At 71.4% G+C, this 14,653-nt stretch carries 20 protein-coding genes; 4 read left to right on the top strand and 16 right to left on the bottom strand.

What is annotated here, in order from left to right:
- Positions 1-305 (bottom strand): redox-sensitive transcriptional activator SoxR (gene soxR, locus PV363_RS08920; RefSeq protein ID WP_301022153.1); only part of this gene is annotated, 305 nt, incomplete at its 3' end.
- Between the two features lie 54 nt (positions 306-359).
- Between soxR and PV363_RS08915 the strand changes: the two genes are divergently transcribed.
- The 3 genes from PV363_RS08915 to PV363_RS08905 are packed head-to-tail and all read left to right on the top strand — an operon-like array spanning position 360 to position 2,307.
- The gene (locus tag PV363_RS08915; protein ID WP_220342906.1) at positions 360-1,106 is read left to right on the top strand and encodes a thiamine pyrophosphate-dependent enzyme; all 747 of its coding nucleotides are present in this window, start codon (positions 360-362) and stop codon (positions 1,104-1,106) included.
- A complete protein-coding gene (locus PV363_RS08910) occupies positions 1,103-2,008 on the top strand; it encodes a hypothetical protein (protein ID WP_220345748.1) in 906 nt (301 codons plus the stop codon). Before PV363_RS08915 ends, PV363_RS08910 begins: the two co-directional genes overlap by 4 nt.
- The gene (locus PV363_RS08905) at positions 2,005-2,307 is read left to right on the top strand and encodes a WhiB family transcriptional regulator (protein WP_220342902.1); all 303 of its coding nucleotides are present in this window, start codon (positions 2,005-2,007) and stop codon (positions 2,305-2,307) included. The genes PV363_RS08910 and PV363_RS08905 overlap by 4 nt, the downstream gene beginning before the upstream one ends.
- Here PV363_RS08905 and PV363_RS08900 read toward each other — a convergent pair.
- From PV363_RS08900 to PV363_RS08835, 14 genes are all read right to left on the bottom strand, one after another.
- Positions 2,304-2,822 carry a VOC family protein gene (locus tag PV363_RS08900; RefSeq protein ID WP_301022152.1) on the bottom strand — a complete coding sequence of 173 codons (519 nt, stop codon included), beginning with the start codon at positions 2,820-2,822 and terminating at the stop codon, positions 2,304-2,306. The genes PV363_RS08905 and PV363_RS08900 overlap by 4 nt on opposite strands.
- A 34-nt stretch (positions 2,823-2,856) precedes the next feature.
- Positions 2,857-3,285, bottom strand: coding sequence for a nuclear transport factor 2 family protein (locus tag PV363_RS08895; protein ID WP_220342898.1), 429 nt, complete (start codon positions 3,283-3,285; stop codon positions 2,857-2,859).
- 11 nt (positions 3,286-3,296) lie between these two features.
- The gene (locus tag PV363_RS08890) at positions 3,297-3,590 is read right to left on the bottom strand and encodes a DUF503 domain-containing protein (protein ID WP_220342896.1); all 294 of its coding nucleotides are present in this window, start codon (positions 3,588-3,590) and stop codon (positions 3,297-3,299) included.
- A gap of 3 nt (positions 3,591-3,593) precedes the next feature.
- On the bottom strand, positions 3,594-4,109 hold the full coding sequence (locus PV363_RS08885) for a universal stress protein (RefSeq protein WP_220342894.1): 516 nt from the start codon (positions 4,107-4,109) through the stop codon (positions 3,594-3,596).
- A 3-nt stretch (positions 4,110-4,112) separates the two neighbouring features.
- On the bottom strand, positions 4,113-4,583 hold the full coding sequence (locus PV363_RS08880; protein WP_220342892.1) for a GNAT family N-acetyltransferase: 471 nt from the start codon (positions 4,581-4,583) through the stop codon (positions 4,113-4,115).
- A 25-nt stretch (positions 4,584-4,608) separates the two neighbouring features.
- Positions 4,609-5,880: an RNA polymerase sigma factor gene (locus PV363_RS08875; RefSeq protein ID WP_220342890.1), complete on the bottom strand. Its 1,272-nt coding sequence runs from the start codon at positions 5,878-5,880 to the stop codon at positions 4,609-4,611.
- A 40-nt stretch (positions 5,881-5,920) separates the two neighbouring features.
- Positions 5,921-6,355 (bottom strand): YciI family protein, encoded by a 435-nt coding sequence (locus PV363_RS08870; RefSeq protein WP_220343703.1) that lies wholly within the window; start codon positions 6,353-6,355, stop codon positions 5,921-5,923.
- A gap of 94 nt (positions 6,356-6,449) precedes the next feature.
- On the bottom strand, positions 6,450-7,163 hold the full coding sequence (locus tag PV363_RS08865) for an alpha/beta hydrolase (RefSeq protein ID WP_301022151.1): 714 nt from the start codon (positions 7,161-7,163) through the stop codon (positions 6,450-6,452).
- A gap of 55 nt (positions 7,164-7,218) precedes the next feature.
- Positions 7,219-7,701 (bottom strand): hypothetical protein, encoded by a 483-nt coding sequence (locus tag PV363_RS08860; protein ID WP_301022150.1) that lies wholly within the window; start codon positions 7,699-7,701, stop codon positions 7,219-7,221.
- Between the two features lie 70 nt (positions 7,702-7,771).
- Positions 7,772-8,890, bottom strand: a complete 1,119-nt coding sequence (locus PV363_RS08855) for an acyl-CoA dehydrogenase family protein (RefSeq protein WP_301022149.1) — start codon at positions 8,888-8,890, stop codon at positions 7,772-7,774.
- A 9-nt stretch (positions 8,891-8,899) separates the two neighbouring features.
- On the bottom strand, positions 8,900-10,075 hold the full coding sequence (locus tag PV363_RS08850; protein WP_220342886.1) for an acyl-CoA dehydrogenase family protein: 1,176 nt from the start codon (positions 10,073-10,075) through the stop codon (positions 8,900-8,902).
- A 91-nt stretch (positions 10,076-10,166) separates the two neighbouring features.
- Positions 10,167-11,270 (bottom strand): 3-deoxy-7-phosphoheptulonate synthase, encoded by a 1,104-nt coding sequence (locus PV363_RS08845; protein ID WP_220366533.1) that lies wholly within the window; start codon positions 11,268-11,270, stop codon positions 10,167-10,169.
- Between the two features lie 344 nt (positions 11,271-11,614).
- The gene (locus PV363_RS08840) at positions 11,615-12,475 is read right to left on the bottom strand and encodes a DUF5926 family protein (RefSeq protein WP_220342884.1); all 861 of its coding nucleotides are present in this window, start codon (positions 12,473-12,475) and stop codon (positions 11,615-11,617) included.
- Between the two features lie 58 nt (positions 12,476-12,533).
- Positions 12,534-13,493 (bottom strand): hypothetical protein, encoded by a 960-nt coding sequence (locus PV363_RS08835; RefSeq protein ID WP_301022148.1) that lies wholly within the window; start codon positions 13,491-13,493, stop codon positions 12,534-12,536.
- 140 nt (positions 13,494-13,633) lie between these two features.
- On the opposite strand from PV363_RS08835, the gene PV363_RS08830 reads away from it, so the two are divergent.
- A complete protein-coding gene (locus tag PV363_RS08830; protein ID WP_220342879.1) occupies positions 13,634-13,948 on the top strand; it encodes a rhodanese-like domain-containing protein in 315 nt (104 codons plus the stop codon).
- Between the two features lie 3 nt (positions 13,949-13,951).
- Here PV363_RS08830 and PV363_RS08825 read toward each other — a convergent pair.
- On the bottom strand, positions 13,952-14,653 hold a 702-nt coding region (locus PV363_RS08825), incomplete at its 5' end, for a zinc finger domain-containing protein (protein WP_301022147.1).

Raw genomic sequence — 14,653 nt, 5'->3', positions numbered from 1 at the left:
GCGATGCGGGCATCGAGGCGCGGTCGCCAGGACCGTGAGAGCCGGGTCCAGTCCTTCTTGGTCGGCGTGCGCCCCTCGGGGAGGGTGGCGAGGGCGTCGCGGATCTCGTCCAGCGACAGGCCGATCCGTGACGCAGTCCGGATGAAGGCGACGCGGCGCAGCGCGCTGCGCCCGTAGCGACGCTGGTTGCCGGCCGTCCGCTCGGACTCGATCAGCCCCAGCGACTCGTAGTAGCGCAGGCCTGACGGCGCCACCCCGCTGCGCTCCGAGACCTCGCCGATCGTCAGGTCGGGCTCGCTGATCACCGTGGCTCCTTGCACGCTTGACCTCATGTCGACGTGAAGTCGCACGATACCCGCATGGCCACGACGACCGTCCCCCCACCGATCCACGACCTCCTCGCTCGCATCACCGGTGACGAGAAGCACGACCCGAGCGCGCACTCGACGCTCGACGTCGTCTGGGTGCTCTACGACCAGGTCCTGGACGTCGCCCCAGACCGTCTGGACGACCCGACGCGCGACCGGTTCCTCCTGTCGAAGGGGCACGGGCCCGCCTCGACCTACGCCGTCCTCGCTGCCAAGGGATTCATCCCCGTGTCGTGGCTCGACGACGTCGCCTCGTGGGAGTCGCGGTTGGGGCACCACCCGGACCGCACGCTCGTTCCCGGCGTCGAGATCGGCAGCGGCTCGCTCGGTCACGGGCTCCCTCTCGCCGTCGGTCTGGCGCTCGGTCTGCGCGCCCAGCGCAACCCCGCCCGGGTCGTGGTGCTCGTGGGAGACGGCGAGCTGGACGAGGGTTCCAACGCGGAGGCGATCGCGGTCGCGGGGCGCCTGCGGCTCGGTGGACTGACCTGCGTCGTCCTCGACAACCACAGCGACAAGTTCGGCTGGCCGGGCGGGATCGCCGCGCGCTTCGCGCTGGAGGAGTGGGAGACGGCCGACGTGGACGGGCGCGACCACGCCGCTCTTCGTACGGCGCTGCGACACATCGACCCCGGACGTCCCACCGCAATCGTGGCCCGCACGACCGACGAGTTCTTGGCCCCGGACCGGTCAGAAAACCAGCAAGGCATGGACACCAGGACGAAGGACAGCGCCGCATGACCACCCGTACGCCGATGCGCGAACGCTTCTACTCCGAGCTCGGGCCCCTCCTCGACAGCGATCCACGGGTCGCTGTCGTCCTCGCCGTGATCGGCTCCAGCGGCCTCACCGACGTGAGCGCGCGCCATCCGGACCGCGTGATCGACGTCGGGATCCGCGAGCAGACGATGGTCGGGGTCGCCGGCGGCCTCGCGCTCGCAGGGCTGCGGCCGATCGTCCACACCTACGCCCCGTTCCTGGTGGAACGCGCCTACGAGCAGCTCAAGCTCGACCTGGGACACCAGGACGTCGGAGCGCTCCTGGTCAGCACCGGCGCCTCGTACGACGCCAGCACCGCCGGCCGTACCCACCAGGCGCCCGCCGACGTCGCGCTGATCTCGGCGTTGCCGGGGTGGACCGTGCACGTGCCGGGTCACGCCGAGGAGCTCGCCCGCATGGTCCGCCGTGAGTCGGCCACCGATCAGCGGGTCTACGTGCGGATGTCGTCCGCGCAGAACGCCCGTCCCCACCCGGTCGACGGTCGGCTCCACGTCGTGCGCGGGGGCCGGCACACCCTTCCGCTGGTGGTCGTGGTCGGCCCGCTGCTCGACACCGTCCTCGAGGCCACCCAAGATCTTGCCGTCCGCGTCGCCTACACGTCGACGCCGCATCCCCTCGACGCCCACGGCCTCCGGACGCTCGCCGGGCCGACGCCGGTCGTCGCCATGGTCGAGCCGTACCTCGAGGGCACGAGCGCTGCCGCCGTCGCGGCCGCGCTGGTGGATCGTCCGAGCCGGGTGCTCCACGTCGGTGTCCCGCGCGACTCCGAGCTGCGGCGGTACGGGTCACCGAAGGATCACGCTGCCGCGCACGGTCTCGACGCGCCCGGGATCCGTGCCCAGATCAAGGAGCTGGTCGGATGAGCGCCGTCGCCAGGGCCGCCCTCGATGCGCCTGACGTCCCCTGCCGAGTGGCCGGCGCCGACCTCTGGTTCGCCGAGCACGCCGACGAGATCGAGCGCGCCAAGGCGCTCTGTCGCGCGTGTCCGATCCGCGACGCCTGTCTCGCCGCCGCCCTCACCCGCCGGGAGCCGTGGGGCGTCTGGGGCGGCGAGGTCTTCGTCAAGGGCCAGCCGGTCGCGCACAAGCGGGGTCGCGGCCGACCGCCCGCACGGTGCGGACCGAGAGCGGAGCGGAGCCCCCGGCGCCACGACATCCTCTAGTTGTCGCTGCGCTCAGCGTCGGTGCGCTCAGCGTCGGTGCGCTCGGCCGCGGTGCGCTCGGCGTCGGTGGCGAAGTCGTCGCTGAGCTCGCGCTCCGACCTCGCCAGCAGCTCCTCGAAGATCGTGATCTGGAGGCCTGCGGGAGCCTCCAGCCGCGCGTTCAGCGAGCGCCACGGCGTCTCCCGGGGTGAGGCGATCAGCTCGGCTCCCGCCTCGACGAGCCGAGCCGTACGCTCCTCGCCGTCGGCCACCTCGAACGCGACCCGCAGCCGAGAGGTCGTGGGGTGGCCGACCTCGACGTCGTCGATCATGCGTCGTTGGGCAGGGTTCGCGATCTCGAGCGTCGCCCGGCCTGCCTCGAGGATCGTGACCCGGGCGTCCCCGTCACCCTCGTACGCGACCTGCTCGGGGAGGCCGAGAACGTCACGGTAGAACCGGACGGCCTCGTCGTAGTCGTCGGCCTCGACGACGAGCCGCAGCTGCTTCACCGGGTTGTCGGTAGGACGTGCCTCCATGCTGACACCGTAGGCGTTGACACTGATGTGAAGGTCAAGACGCTGCCGGCGCGAACCCTGCCTCGGTCATCGCACGGTTCATCGCGTCTCGCAGCGCGTGCAGGGCCGACTGCGGCCGCACCATCACGGTGAGCTCGGCGACCTTGCCGTCCTCGTCGAGCTGGAGCATGTCGATCCCGTGCAGCGCCTTCCCGTCTACGCTCGCCCGGAAGACGAGGATCTCGGACGGCACTGGCGCGCCCTCGTCGGCGCGCGACCCGGCGCCCTGGAGCTCCCCGACGTATCGGAAGTCCTCGAAGACCGCCATCACCAGGGCGAGCACCTGCTTGACGACCTCCCTGCCCTCGAACGGCGCGAACTTCACAGGGCTGTGGAAGGTGACGTCGGCGGCGAAGACGTCGTCGAACGCGTCCAGGTCGCGAGCCTCGACGGCGGTACGGAAGCGTTGTGCGGCATCGGTCACGGGGGGACTCCTCAGTCCTCGGTGTTGAAGAACGAACGGTGGGTCCCGAGCAGGTCGACCTCAGGACGGCTAGCGACGAACCGCTCGAGCTTGTCGAGCACGGCGATCACGTGCGAGTTGTCGCCGGCGACGACCGCGACCCCGATCGAGGCACGACGATAGAGGTCCTGGTCGTCGGTCTCGGCGACCGACACGTCGAAGGTACGGCGCAGGTCGGAGACCAGCGGGCGCACGAACGCGCGCTTCTCCTTGAGCGTATGGACGTCACCGAGGAGAAGGGAGAACTCGATCGTGCCGACCCACATCTCTCAGGCGTCGTCGGAGAAGCTCGAGTCGAGGACGTTGCGGGCGTCCGGCGACTCGTCACCACCCGAGGGGTTGATGACGACCACGGTGGCCTTCGCGTGACGGACCACCTGCTCGCTCACCGAGCCGAGCAGGAGTCCCTTGAAGCCGCCAAGCCCGCGACGCCCGACGACGACCGTCGAGGCCTTTTCCGAGGCCTCGATGATGCGGGTCGCGGGCTTGCCGTGGACGGCGCACGTGCGCACGTCGACCTCAGGGTATTTGGCGCGGAGTGGCGCAAGGTCGTCGTCGAGCACCTCGACGACCGCCGCGGCGAAGTCCTCCAGGGGCGGCATGTAGCCGGGCTCCCACGTCTTGGGGCGGGGTGCCGTGGTGAGCACCCAGGCACGGGTCACCGTCACCGGCTGACCGGTGAGCCTGCCGTACTCCAGAGCCCACTCAACCGCCTGGTCGGAGAAGTCGGAGCCGTCGTGGCCGACGAGGATCCCACCGTCGAAGTCGATCTCCTTCGTGGTCATGCCTCACGGTATCGCGAGGCGCTCCAGGTCGGTGAGGCGTACTCCCGGGGCGACCTCGCGCTCGGCGACGGGGACGAAGCCGTGGCGGGCGTAGAAGGCCAGCCCTGGAGCGTTCCGACTGCCGGTCGAGACGATCGTGCGGTGGGTCGGTTCGAGCGCGGACAGCACCTCCAGCAGCGACGACGCGACGCCGCGACGATGGGCCGGCGGGTCGACGACGAGCCGGAAGATGTCGATCGTGCCGTCGTCGAGGCGTTCCCACGAGACGGCTCCCACCAGCACGCCCTCGGCGTACGCGCCGAGGAACAGCTCGGAGCTCTCCTGCAGCTCCTCGAGCGTCTCGTGCAGCATCGGCAGCTCCGGGAAGTCGATCAGCGCGGCCTCCACCTCGTACGCCCGTCGTTGGACGGCCAGCAGCTCTGCGGCCGTCTCGGCGTCGGTGACGTCGAGCGGCGCGATGTCGAGGCTCTCCACCTGCCACACCGTAGGGGCTAGGGGTTCACCTCTCGGCGCGTGCCTGGGCGGCCGCCGCCAGCTCCATGAGGACGCGGCGGTCGTGGACGCTGCCTGCCAGTCGCGCGGCCGCCTCGAACTCCACCGCCGCCTCCCCGTCGCGGCCCAGCCGCACCAGGAGGTCGCCCCGCACGCTCGGGAGAAGATGGTAGGACGCCATCCGAGGATCGCGCCGGAGCGGCTCCAAGGCGCGCAGGGCATCGGCCGGGCCGAACGCCCGGCTCACCGCGACGGCACGGTTCAGCGCGATCACCGGCGACGGGTTGAGCGCCGCCAGCCCGTCGTAGAGCGCGACGATCCGCTCCCAGTCGGTGTCCTCAGGGCGCGCGGCCCGGGCGTGACAGGCGGCGATGGCGGCCTGCAGTGTGTACGGCCCGAGCGGGCGTCGCAGCGAGACGGAGCGGTCGATCGCGTCCAGGCCGTGGCGGATCAGCGTACGGTCCCACCTCGAGCGGTCCTGGTCGTCGAGGAGCACCGGGGCGCCGTGCCGGTCGGTCCGGGCGGCGAAGCGTGACGCCTGGAGCTCCATCAGCGCGACCAGTCCGTACGGTTCGGGCTCCTGCGGCAGGAGCGCAGCGAGCACGCGCCCGAGCCGCATGGCCTCGCGGCACAGGTCCTCTCGGACGACCCGGTCGCCCGAGCTCGCCGAGTAGCCCTCGTTGAAGATCAGGTAGACGACCTCGAGGACCGCCGCCAGTCGACCGGGAAGCTCCTCGGCGGAAGGGATCTCGAAGGGGACCTGCGCCTCGGAGAGGGTGCGCTTGGCGCGCGAGATGCGCTGCCCGACCGTCGCCGCCGGGGTCAGGAAGGCGTGGGCGATCTCGTCCGTCGACAGCCCGCCGAGCATCCGCAGGGTGAGGGCGACCTGGGCGTCGCGGGTCAGCACAGGGTGGCAGGCCACGAAGACGAGCCGCAGGACGTCGTCACCGACCGGGTCGCCGACGACGTCCTCGGGCATCGGAAGCGCGGCGCGCCGCTGTTCCTCGAGGTCGGGCGCCAGCACCGCGTACTTGCGGGTGAGGTTCTGGTCGCGGCGGACCCGGTCGACCGCGAGGTTGCGGGCGACCTTGGTCAGCCACGCCCCGGGGTTGTCGGGGACGCCGTCGCGCGGCCACTTCTCGAGCGCGACCACGAGCGCGTCCTGCGCGAGGTCCTCGGCGTAGCCGACGTCGTTGACGATGCGGACCAGCCCGGCGACCACGCGCGCCGACTCGATCCTCCAGATCGCGTCGATCGTCCGACCGACGTCGCCGGGCATCCGCTGCGCTCCTACCGCTCCGCGCTCCTGCCGCTCGTCCTCAGGAGCCGTGCTGGTGCTGGACCTGCTCGCGGAGCTTCTCTTCCTGCTGCCTGAGCTCGGGGGTGTACTCCGCGCCGAAGTCCTCGGCCTCGAAGATCGGCCTGAGCTCGACCTGGCCGGGCTCGCTGGGATCGTTCGGGATCCGCTTCGCCCACTCGACGGCCTCCTCGAAGGACTTGACCTCCCAGATCCAGTAGCCGGCGAGCAGCTCCTTGCTCTCGGTGAACGGCCCGTCGACGACCCGCGTCTCCCCGTCGCCGAAGACGACCCGAGCGCCCTCGGCGCTGTTCTTCAGGCCGTCGCCGTCCAGCATGATGCCGGCGTTGACGAGCTCCTCGTTGTAGGCACCCATCGCCGCCAGCATCTCGGTGGAGGGCATCTGACCCTGCGCTTCCCACGCCGGCGTGGACTGCACCATGACCATGACTCGCATGTCGTTCTCCTTGTCGATCGAGTCCGTTCCGACCCTAGTGCCGGAGCGGTGCCTCACCCCTACGCCGAACCAGCCGCCGGGTTTTCGACACGGGTCACGAACTTTTTCGTACGGGCTCGTCCGAGCGGGTCGGGACGACGAGCGCCTCGAGCTGGTCGACGAGCTCCTCGGGACGGCTGAGCGCGACCAGGTGGCCCCCGGGCACCTCGTACGGAGTGAGTCCGAGCCGCTCCTGCGACACACGCCGCTGGAACGCGATCGGGAAGATCCGGTCGTCCGTCCCGGCAACGACGGCGGTCGGCACGTCGGGCCACGCTCGCGCCGGCCACGGCTCGGCGAACGACCGCTCGGAGGGCTCCCGGTCCTCGCCGGCGAGGATCTCGGCGGCGAGGTCCTCGGGCACGTCGTGGAAGAAGTCGCGTACGACGTCGAAACCCTCCCACCCTGCCTCGCGCCGCGCCTCGGAGCTCCCGGTCGCCGACCACCACTCGCCTGCGGTCTCGCCGGGCGCAGGGATCATCGGGTTGAGGAGCACGAGCTGGGAGACGGGGATGCGCTCGCACACCAGAGGGCCGATGAACGCCCCCATGGACTGTGCGACCACGACCGGCGGGTCGTCGTGCGGCGCCACGCGCTCCGCGACCGCCGCGAGCACGATCTCGACATGGTCCTCGATGCCCGTCGACTCGTCGTGCTGAGGCACGTCGACGGGGACCGCGGTGTGTCCGCGGCGTTCGAGTCCGGGGACGAGACGGGACCAGTAGCCGGGGTGGCCGCCGGCTCCGGGGATGAGGACGAAGGTGCTCATGCAGCCTCGACTCGGCGCGCCTGCCGAACTCATCGGACGGGTCAGGGTCTCGACGTCACCGGATCGAGAGCTCTGCCTGGTTGCCCCCGCGACCGCACTTCCTGCCGTTGGGATAGGTCGCCTGGGGGGTCACCCGCGCCACGTCACGACGGAGCTCGGTGCCGTCGCGCCGTTGCACGACGGTCGTCACCTCGACCTGCTCGAGAGGCAGCTCGGGGACCTCGACGAAGCTCACCATCGTCCCGTCCGATCTCATGACGGCGCCGCAGGAGGAGTCGGGACCGTCACCGTCACAGCCCTGGTCGACGGCCACCCGGCCCGGCGTCAGCGCTGACTGGTCGTCCACGCAGACGCCGTCCCAGCAGACGCTGGTCCGGACCGTCACCGCCTGTGTCGCCAGCGGCGGCTCGACCGAGACCCCGATCCCGGCGGACGAGCCGATCATCGTGCACACCCGAGAAGGGTCGTCCGCACCGCCACCGCACGCCATCAGCAGGGCGAGCGGCGCCGCCGCACAGGCCGTGCGGAGTCGGTGCATGGCGGCACAGTAACGGTCGGGCACGGCACGGGTACGGGGTCGGCGGGCGTGCCGCCGACCCCGTCCGATGTCAGCGCAGCAGCTCGACGATGCCGCGGCCGTCGATGCCCTCGGCGACGCGTCCGAGGTGGTAGGCCTCCGTGCCGAGCGTGCGCTCGAGCACGGTCAGCCGTGCGGCGTAGTGGCCGATCGAGTACTCCGCCGTCACGCCGATGCCGCCGTGGAGCTGGATCGACTCCTGGCTGACGTGCCGGGCGGTGCGACCGATCTCGGCCTGCAGGCGCGAGGCGACCAGGGGGTCGGGCCCGTGCTCGGCCAGCGACATCGTCGCCCACAGCGAGACCGAGCGGGCCAGCTCGAGCGACGTGTACATGTCGGCCGCCCGGAACGTCAGCGCCTGGAACTTCGACAGCGTGACCCCGAACTGCTTGCGCGTCTTGAGATAGCCGACGGTCGTCTCGACCGAGATCTCCATCGCGCCGATCGCCTCGGCGCCGTACGCCGTCTGCAGGCGGGCGAACGCCCGTGCGAGAGCATCCTCGCCGGCCTCGCCGAGCGGGGTCGCGACGGCCCCGGTCAGGACGACGCGGGCGGCGTAGGAGTCGTCGGGCGTCGCGTACGTCGTGCGGGTGACACCGTCGGCGTGGGCATCGACGACGAACAGCCGTGTCGTCTCACCGTCCTCCGCGCTCACGACGAGGACGTCGGCGACGCCGCCGTGACGGACCGGCTCCTTGACGCCGTCGAGCGTCCAGCCGTCCGCCGACGGGGTGGCGGTCACGCCGTAGGCGACCGTCCCGTGCGGCGCACGCGGCTCCTGGTGGGCGATCACGGCGACCAGGTCGCCGGCAGCGATCTTGGGAAGGAGCTCCTGCTTCTGCTCCTCGGTGCCCGCGTCGGCGATCAGCTCACCGGCACCGACGACCACGTCGATGAACGGCTCCGGCGCGAGCACGCGCCCGATCTCCTGGGCGACGATCCCGACCTCGACGGCCCCGGCGCCGGCGCCGTCGTACGCCTCGTCGAAGGGCAGCCCCAGCAGCCCCATCTCGGCGAGACGGCCCCAGACGTCACGGTCCCAGCCGGGCTCGGTGGCGACGACCTTCTCCCGGTTGGCGGCGGATCCGCCGAGGATGCCGCGGACGGCGTCCCGAAGAGCAACCTGCTCGGTGTCCAGCGTGAAATCCATGTCAGTCCCTCACAGTCCCAGGATCGTGCCGGCGATGATCGTGCGCTGGACCTCGTTGGAGCCACCGTAGATCGACACCTTGCGGAGGTTCAGATACGTCGGTACGGAGCGGCCCGCCCATGCCGGCACGTCCGAGTCGTCTCCGGCTCCGGCGGCCAGCACGTCGCTCCCGGCGACGTCGACGGCCAGCTCGGAGACGTCCTGCTGCAGCTGCGAGCCACGGAGCTTGAGGATCGACGAGACCGGGTTGGGCTTGCCGTCCTTCGAGCCGCCGGCGACCCGGAGCGCGGTGAGCTCGAGCGCGAGCAGCTGGTTCTCCAGAGACGCGAAGCGGGCGGCGATCGCCGGCTGGTCGATGAGTCGGCTGCCGTCGGCCAGCGGGACCGAGGCGTGCTCCTTGACGATCTGGAGACGCAGCTTGGTGCTGCCGGTGGCGCCGATGCCGTCGCGCTCGTTGCCGAGCAGGAACTTCGCGTAGTCCCAGCCGTGGTTCTCCTCGCCGACGAGCTGGTCGGCGGGGACGCGCACGTTGTCGAAGAAGACCTCGTTGACCTCGTACGACCCGTCGATCAGCTTGATCGGTCGCACCGTGACGCCGGGGGTCGACATCTCGAAGAGGACGAACGAGATGCCCTGCTGCTTCTTGGGCGCGTCGGGGTTGGTGCGTACGAGGCAGAAGATCCAGTCGGCGTACTGCCCGAGCGTCGTCCAGGTCTTCTGGCCGTTGACGACCCACTCGTCACCGTCGCGGACGGCGGTGGTGCGCAGCGAGGCCAGGTCCGACCCGGCGTCGGGCTCGGAGAAGCCCTGGCACCACCAGATGTCGAGGTTTGCCGTGGCCGGCAGGAACCGCGCCTTCTGCTCCTCGGAGCCGAACGTGGCGATCACGGGACCGACCATGCTCGTGTTGAACGGGAGCGGCGAGGGCACGCCGGCGGTCTGCATCTCGTCGAGCCAGATGTGGCGCTGCAGCGGCGTCCATCCCTTGCCGCCCCACTCCACGGGCCAGTTCGGGACGGCATAGCCGCCTGCGTTGAGGGCGCGCTGCGCCTCGACGATCTGCTCCTTGGAGAGCTCTCCACCGCTGCGGACGGTGTCGCGGATCTCCTGCGGGACCTTGGTGGTGAAGAACTCGCGGAGCTCCTGCTGGAGCTGCGCGTCCTCCGGTGTCAGCGCGAGCCTCATGTTCGCTCTCCTGTGGGGCCGTACGACGTGGTCTGGGGCACACCCTAAGTAAGCGGGCGCTTAGCCGGCTACCCGGGGGTAGGTGTTCAGCCTAGGCCCCGGATGCTGCCCGCCGCGTCGCCGAGGCGCGCGCGAGCTCCTCGAGCAGGTCGGCGGTGACGTCCCAGCCGATGCAGGCGTCGGTCACGCTCTGCCCGTACGTCAGGTCTGCCGGCGCGGGCGCCTGCTTGCCGGGGACCAGGAAGCTCTCGAGCATCACGCCGCCGATCCCGCGGTCCCCACCGGCGACGTCACCGGCCAGCTCGCGGACGACGGCAGCCTGGCGGACGTGGTCCTTGCCGGAGTTGCCGTGGCTGGCGTCTACGACGAGGCGCGCCGGCATCCCGCCGCGCTCGAGCAGCCCGAGCGCGGACCGCCGAGACTCCACACCGTAGTTGGGGCCGGCGTGCCCGCCGCGCAGGATCACGTGGCAGTCGGGGTTGCCGCTCGTGGAGACGGCGCACGCCCGACCGTCCGCGTCGATCCCGAAGAACGTCTGTTCCGCGCCCGCCGCCCGGCAGCCGTCGATCGCCGCCTGGACCGAGCCGTCCGTGGCGTTCTTGAAGCCGACGGGCATGGACAGGCCCGACACGAGCTGCCGGTGCACCTGGCTCTCCGGCGTACGGGCGCCGATGGCACCCCAGGAGACGGCGTCGGCGAGGTACTGCGGGCTGGTCGGCTCGAGCAGCTCGGTGCCCGCAGGCAGGCCGGTCGCGAGCACGTCGAGCAGCACCGAGCGGGCGAGCCGCAGGCCACGGCGGACGTCGTACGACTCGTCCATCCCCGGATCGTTGATGAGGCCCTTCCACCCCACGGTCGTGCGGGGCTTCTCGAAGTAGACCCGCATGACGATCTCCAGGTCGCCGGCGTAGGCCTCCCGCAGGGGTGCGAGCCGGTGGGCGTAGTCGAGCGCCGCGCTCGGGTCGTGGATGGAGCACGGCCCGACGACGACGAGGAGACGGTCGTCCTCGCCGGACATGATGGCGGCCGCCGCGTCGCGCGACCGCGCGACCAGGTCGGCGGCGGCATCACCGAGCGGGCGGGCCGCGACGACGTCGCGGGGGCGCTCGAGAGGCTCGAGGGCACGCACGCGGAGGTCGCTCGTCGGCGTGCGGCCGGGGGTGGGGGTCGTACGGGCCGGGGCTGAGCTGGACATCGGCACTTCCTCTCGGCGGCACCGGTCCTGCGCCGGCACCGCCACGAATGACGAAAGGCACGGACCGTGTGGTCCGTGCCTGTGCTGGCTTGCTGAGCGGGTCGGTGGGTCAGGCGCCGACCGCTGGCTGCACCAGCACGTCGCGCCCATAAAATCGCCCGCTCAACATGGGGCAGAGAGTAGCACCTGGGGTGGTGCTGGCATGGGAAGACCCCAGCCGCTGCTGACGGGGGATACAGTAGCGACCGGGGTCTAAGGAAGACTGTAGGGCATCCTGAACGGGCGTTCAAGTCCTCCGTCCGATGACCTGGATCACCTGCTCGGAGAGCCTTCTCGACCGGGCATCAACGCACCGTGATCTGACGGTTCGCGAGCCCGTTGCGCGCCCCGCGCTGCTCGCTCGTCAGCGGCGAGGAGTCGGCCAGCGCCTCCTCGAGCCGCGACTCGAACGCTGCTGCAGGGCCCTCCAGGGCGACGGCCGGCGTGGGCTCGAGCATCTCCCACACAGGGACGAGCAGCCCGTGCGCGCGGAACGACCCGATGAGACGCACGTCGTCGGCGAGACGGTCGTCTCCGCTGACGTGCAGCCGCGCGAGAGCGGTCAGGAGCTTGTCCTCGTCGTGGGGCATCACCCAGCGGAGGAACTGTCGCTCGCCGAGCTGCGTCCAGTAGGCGGCGTCGACCTCCTCGAGCCGCTCGGTCGGCGTCACGACCTCGTTGGCCTGCTCGATCGCACCTGCCACGGCACCCGTGGGGTCGTCGACGCCGGCGGTCCAGAAGTCGAAGCCGTCCTGCACGTCGACGGGGAAGTCGGACTCCGGGTCGACGAGGTCCTGCAACCGCCGTCCCGCCCCCGGGTCGGCGATGACGATCTCGGTGCCCGGCTCGGTCTCGAGGCCCTGCTCCACCACGGCGGCCAGATCACGGCTGACGTCACCGAAGTTGTGCGTCACCTGGAGGCCGAGCCACAGCTCGCCGTCGGGGCGGACGAGACCGGCGGACGCGCCGGGCAGCAAGGTGCACACCCGTACGGTCGTGCTCTCCGCGACGTCGGGCCGCAGGGCGACCGTCGCCGTGGCGGACGGCACGAACTCGCGCAGCGCGACCCAGTCACACTCTCCCGGAAGCCCTTCGAAGGTCCTGGCGCGGAACGGAACCCGCTCGGCCTTCTCCGGCTTGACGCGGCGGCGCGATCGCTTGCCCATGGCGGCTTCTCCTGAGTGTCGGTGGGGTACGGCGTACGGCGTCGGGGTCCGGCGCGGCTCACTGGCCGCCGGTCGGCCCCTGCGGCGGGTACGGCGGCTGCTGGGGACCCTTCCCCGGCTGACCTGGCTGTCCGTACGGCGGCTGCTGCGGCTGACCGTACGGCGGTCGCTGGGGCTGGCCACCCGGCTGGCCGTACGGGGGCTGCTGGTGCTGACCATACGGCGGTCGCGGCGGCTGGCCGTACGGCGCCTGCTGCGGCTGACCACCACCCGGCTGCCCGCCCGGCTGCCCGTACGGCGGGCGCTGCGGCTGCTCGGCCGGCTGGCCGTAAGGAGACTGCTGCTGCGGTGCCGCGTAGGGCGAGCCTGAGGGACTGTCGCCGGTCGACGCGTCCCGCGACGACAGCAGCGCCAGGATCCCGAGCGCGAGCCCGATCGCCAGCACCGCCATCCCGGCACCCACGAGGAGATATCCGGTGACGGCGTCGTCGACCTCGCTCGCCGACTCCACGCCACTGGTCATCGCACCACCGCCGGCCGCGACGAGCCCACCGATCGCCGCGACGCCGAGTCCGATCCAGCCGAGCAGCGTGCGCCCGCGTCCGGCGGCGAGAGCCACGATCCACAGGAGCACCGCGAGCACCACGACGAGCACGGTCGCGGAGACGAGCAACGCGTTGAGCGAGTCGCTGTCCTCGGCGACGCTGCGGCTGACCGAGGACGGGTCGTCGGAGAGGTCGGCAAAGATGCCGCGGCGGGCGGTCAGCGCGAACGCGGCGTAACCGAGGGCGACGAGCGTCCCGAGGCCGAGGGCGACGACGGCGACCATGCCCCAAGGGGACGACTTCTCGACGTCACGGCCGCGGGCCGTCGGCGGGGCGTGCGGCGCGGACCACGACTGCCCCTGCGGGGCACCCGGCTGGGACGACCCGGGCTGGCCACCCCAGGACGAGCCCGAGGATTGACCGGGGCCGGAGCCGTACGGCCGTCCGTAGGGGTCCTGCGGGCCTTGCGACATGGCTCTCCTCCTCGCGCACGGGCGAGCACGCACGCGCCCGGCGGGCTCAGCCTAGCCAACCCAGCGGTCGCCGCGAGAGCACCGCCTTCACCGAGGGCGCGACTCGTGGAGCGTGTGGAGGCGGCTGAGAGGATGGAGGCATGGACGAGAACACCATCCCGACCGTGGACGTCGCCGGCGTGCCCGATCCCCTTCCCGCAGGGCTGGTCGTCGTCGACGTCCGCGAGGACGACGAGTGGGCCAGCGGGCACGTCGACGGTGCGCTCCACATCCCGCTCAGTGATCTCGCTGCCCGGATCGACGAGGTGCCCGCGGAGGGTCAGGTGCTGGTCTACTGCCGTTCGGGCGGACGGTCGGCTCGCGCGACCGCCTTCCTCCAGCAGCGCGGTGTCGACGCCGTGAACCTCGCCGGGGGCGTCATCGCCTGGCACCAGGCGGGCCGACGGCTCGTCTGAGCGCTACCGCAGGAGCTTCGACATCCGCCGGTCCGCCAGCGGCTTGCCGCCGGTCTGACAGGTGGGGCAGTACTGCAGGGACGAGTCGGCGAATGACACCTCGCGGATCGTGTCGCCGCAGACCTCGCACGTCTCGCCGGTACGGCCGTGGACCCGCAGTCCTGACTTCTTCTCCTTCTTGAGCTCCGACGCCGCCAGCCCGTCCGCGCGCGCGATCGCCTCGCGGAGCGTGGTGCCGATCGCGGCGTACAACGTCGTCAGGTCCTCCTCGGACGCCACGATCGCGCTCGCCGACCTGAAGGGCGACATCTTGGCGACGTGGAGGATCTCGTCGGAGTAGGCGTTGCCGATCCCGGCGATCTGCCCCTGGTCGCGCAGCACGCCCTTGATCTGGGAGCGGCCGGCGGACTCGAGGATCTGGCGGAAGACGTCGATCGTGAACGTGCCGTCGAGCGGGTCCGGCCCGAGTCGGGCGACGCCGGGGACCTCGGCGGGGTCGCGGACGAGATAGACCGCGAGTCCCTTCTTGGTCCCCGCCTCGGTGAGATCGAACCCCGACCCGTCGTCGAGCACGATGCGGAACGCCAACGGGTTCTTGCCGCCACCGGGTCGCGGCGGGGTCGTGGGCTGCTCGTCCTTCCAGCGCAACCAGCCGGCACGGGCGAGGTGGATGATCAGGTGCAGTCCGCCGACGGAGATGTCGAG

The sequence above is a fragment of the Mumia sp. genome, assembly GCF_028803055.1.
GTDB lineage: Bacteria > Actinomycetota > Actinomycetes > Propionibacteriales > Nocardioidaceae > Mumia.
This window is presented reverse-complemented; position numbering and strand designations above follow the sequence as displayed.

Bases quoted from the DNA above. Each gene is read 5' to 3' on its own strand.
- PV363_RS08860 (WP_301022150.1), bottom strand. From the start codon at position 7,701: ATGCACCGACTCCGCACGGCCTGTGCGGCGGCGCCGCTCGCCCTGCTG.
- PV363_RS08830 (WP_220342879.1), top strand. From the start codon at position 13,634: ATGGACGAGAACACCATCCCGACCGTGGACGTCGCCGGCGTGCCCGAT.
- PV363_RS08850 (WP_220342886.1), bottom strand. From the start codon at position 10,075: ATGAGGCTCGCGCTGACACCGGAGGACGCGCAGCTCCAGCAGGAGCTC.
- PV363_RS08915 (WP_220342906.1), top strand. From the start codon at position 360: ATGGCCACGACGACCGTCCCCCCACCGATCCACGACCTCCTCGCTCGC.
- PV363_RS08890 (WP_220342896.1), bottom strand. From the start codon at position 3,590: ATGTGGGTCGGCACGATCGAGTTCTCCCTTCTCCTCGGTGACGTCCAT.
- PV363_RS08855 (WP_301022149.1), bottom strand. From the start codon at position 8,890: ATGGATTTCACGCTGGACACCGAGCAGGTTGCTCTTCGGGACGCCGTC.
- PV363_RS08885 (WP_220342894.1), bottom strand. From the start codon at position 4,109: ATGACCACGAAGGAGATCGACTTCGACGGTGGGATCCTCGTCGGCCAC.
- PV363_RS08870 (WP_220343703.1), bottom strand. From the start codon at position 6,355: ATGCGAGTCATGGTCATGGTGCAGTCCACGCCGGCGTGGGAAGCGCAG.
- PV363_RS08835 (WP_301022148.1), bottom strand. From the start codon at position 13,493: ATGTCGCAAGGCCCGCAGGACCCCTACGGACGGCCGTACGGCTCCGGC.
- PV363_RS08845 (WP_220366533.1), bottom strand. From the start codon at position 11,270: ATGTCCAGCTCAGCCCCGGCCCGTACGACCCCCACCCCCGGCCGCACG.
- PV363_RS08840 (WP_220342884.1), bottom strand. From the start codon at position 12,475: ATGGGCAAGCGATCGCGCCGCCGCGTCAAGCCGGAGAAGGCCGAGCGG.
- PV363_RS08900 (WP_301022152.1), bottom strand. From the start codon at position 2,822: ATGGAGGCACGTCCTACCGACAACCCGGTGAAGCAGCTGCGGCTCGTC.
- PV363_RS08875 (WP_220342890.1), bottom strand. From the start codon at position 5,880: ATGCCCGGCGACGTCGGTCGGACGATCGACGCGATCTGGAGGATCGAG.
- PV363_RS08865 (WP_301022151.1), bottom strand. From the start codon at position 7,163: ATGAGCACCTTCGTCCTCATCCCCGGAGCCGGCGGCCACCCCGGCTAC.
- PV363_RS08910 (WP_220345748.1), top strand. From the start codon at position 1,103: ATGACCACCCGTACGCCGATGCGCGAACGCTTCTACTCCGAGCTCGGG.
- PV363_RS08905 (WP_220342902.1), top strand. From the start codon at position 2,005: ATGAGCGCCGTCGCCAGGGCCGCCCTCGATGCGCCTGACGTCCCCTGC.